The organism is Campylobacter coli LMG 9860 (assembly GCF_000254135.1).
GTDB lineage: Bacteria > Campylobacterota > Campylobacteria > Campylobacterales > Campylobacteraceae > Campylobacter_D > Campylobacter_D coli.
Window position 1 is genome coordinate 1 of the sequence record NZ_AINS01000024.1, and the last position, 1,759, is coordinate 1,759.

3 protein-coding genes are annotated in these 1,759 nt (G+C 30.9%); all 3 read left to right on the forward strand.

Translation table 11 applies throughout. The features are described from left to right. Positions 1 to 69 precede the first annotated feature (69 nt). On the forward strand, positions 70 to 276 hold the full coding sequence (locus CCO88_RS03765) for a hypothetical protein (RefSeq protein ID WP_002794998.1): 207 nt from the start codon (positions 70 to 72) through the stop codon (positions 274 to 276). Between the two features lie 256 nt (positions 277 to 532). Continuing rightward, positions 533 to 1,414, forward strand: coding sequence for a phage recombination protein Bet (gene bet, locus CCO88_RS10160; protein ID WP_002839460.1), 882 nt, complete (start codon positions 533 to 535; stop codon positions 1,412 to 1,414). A gap of 55 nt (positions 1,415 to 1,469) precedes the next feature. Beyond that, positions 1,470 to 1,759, forward strand: a 290-nt coding sequence (locus CCO88_RS03775) for a hypothetical protein (RefSeq protein WP_238322095.1), incomplete at its 3' end; no start/stop codon positions are given.

The following is a 1,759-nucleotide window of genomic DNA, read 5'->3' on the forward strand; positions in this document are numbered from 1 at the left end:
CTATCCCACTAGGGATACTTCTATCCCTTGACTTCTAACATTTTTTATGTTATAAGATAAGGAGAAAAAATGAAAAATTTTTTCAAAAAAATAGTAATATTTGCAAAAATACCTACAAAAGCAATTTTAAGATTTATGGAGTCTATCGGCATAGGATTGTTTGTAAATAGTCTTTATGGTTTACAAACGGGCGATGGTAGAGCTTTTATTATCCTCATCGAAAGTTTGCTAATTTTAACGGTAGTTGCATTATCATCAATCTTTCTTAAAGATTGAGCTTTTTTTGAAAAAAGGAGAAAAAATGGATGGTTATAATATAGCTATTTTAATCGGTGCTATCACTCTTATTTTTGGTACATTGGTTTTAGTAGCTCATTATATCAATGATAAACACACTAACGAAAGTAAAAGTTAATTTTTAACTTTTAGCTTAACACGCCCTATAAGTTGGGAATAGATTTTTTTATTCCCTTCTTGGGCAATATAAATTTCTATTCCTTTTTTTATTCAAAATATAAAAAAGGATATAAAAATGAACACAAAAATTACAAATACTCAAAATCAAGCTGTTAGTACTTCTTTCACACAAGAAAAAATTGAATTAATTCGAAAACATTTCTTTCCTGTCAACGCTAAAACTGTTGAAATGGAATATTGTCTAAATATTGCTAATAAGTATAATTTAGATCCGTTTTTGAAACAGATATTTTTTGTGCCAAGAAGATCGCAGGTTGAAGTTAATGGTAAAAAAGAGTGGGTGGATAAAATTGATCCTTTAGTGGGAAGAGATGGTTTTTTAGCTATTGCCCATAAAACAGGAAAATTTGGCGGAATTCGCTCTTATAGTGAAATTAAACAATTTCCACGATTAAATGATAATGGAAAATGGGAATACATTCAAGATCTAGTTGCCGTTTGTGAAGTCCATCGTACTGATAGCGATAAACCTTTTGTCGTAGAAGTTGCTTATAATGAATATGTTCAAAAGAAAGCATCAGGTGAAGCTACTTCATTTTGGACTACAAAACCTGATACCATGCTAAAAAAGGTAGCCGAGTCACAAGCACTTAGAAAAGCTTTCAATCTTAGTGGATTATATTCTGCTGAAGAAATGGGCGTTGGAATGACTGAAAGTAGCGATATTGTTATCGATATTGAAGCCGAACAAAACAATACTCAGGAAAACAAAAAGAAAGTTGATTTCTCACAAAACTTTTCACAATCAAACGCTACAACTTTTAGCGAAGATGAAAGACAAGTTTTGTTATCTTTGGGACTCGAAGTGAAAAATGAAGATGGTTATTATTGGATTGTAGGAAATACCTATGGTTTAAATGAAAAAATCAAGCAATTAGGTTATAGATTTCACTCTGAGAAAAAAACATGGTGGAAGCAAATTGGAAATGTAGCCTAAGAACGCACATGAAAAATATGTTATAATTTAGGAGTTAAGCATGCAAGGATATGATATGAAAAAAGAAATTACACTCAATGAGAGCTTTAAAGCATTATTGGAAAGTATTTTTTCAGATACTGATCAAGCTAAAAAACTCATTCAAGCTTTTGAAGAATTTGCTAATGATAGAGCAACAACGCAAAGGCTTAATTTTGAGAATTTAAAGCAAGAAGCCATTGAGCAAATAAGAAATGAGTTGGTTAGCAAGGATTTATTCCAATCTGAGATTAAAAGACTTGAAGACTTATTTCATTCTGAGATTAAAAGACTTGAAGCTGAAATCAAACGAGTGGAAAGTTCCAT

Excerpts from the sequence above, each read along its gene's own strand:
- bet (WP_002839460.1), top strand. The coding sequence starts at position 533 with ATGAACACAAAAATTACAAATACTCAAAATCAAGCTGTTAGTACTTCT.
- CCO88_RS03765 (WP_002794998.1), top strand. The coding sequence starts at position 70 with ATGAAAAATTTTTTCAAAAAAATAGTAATATTTGCAAAAATACCTACA.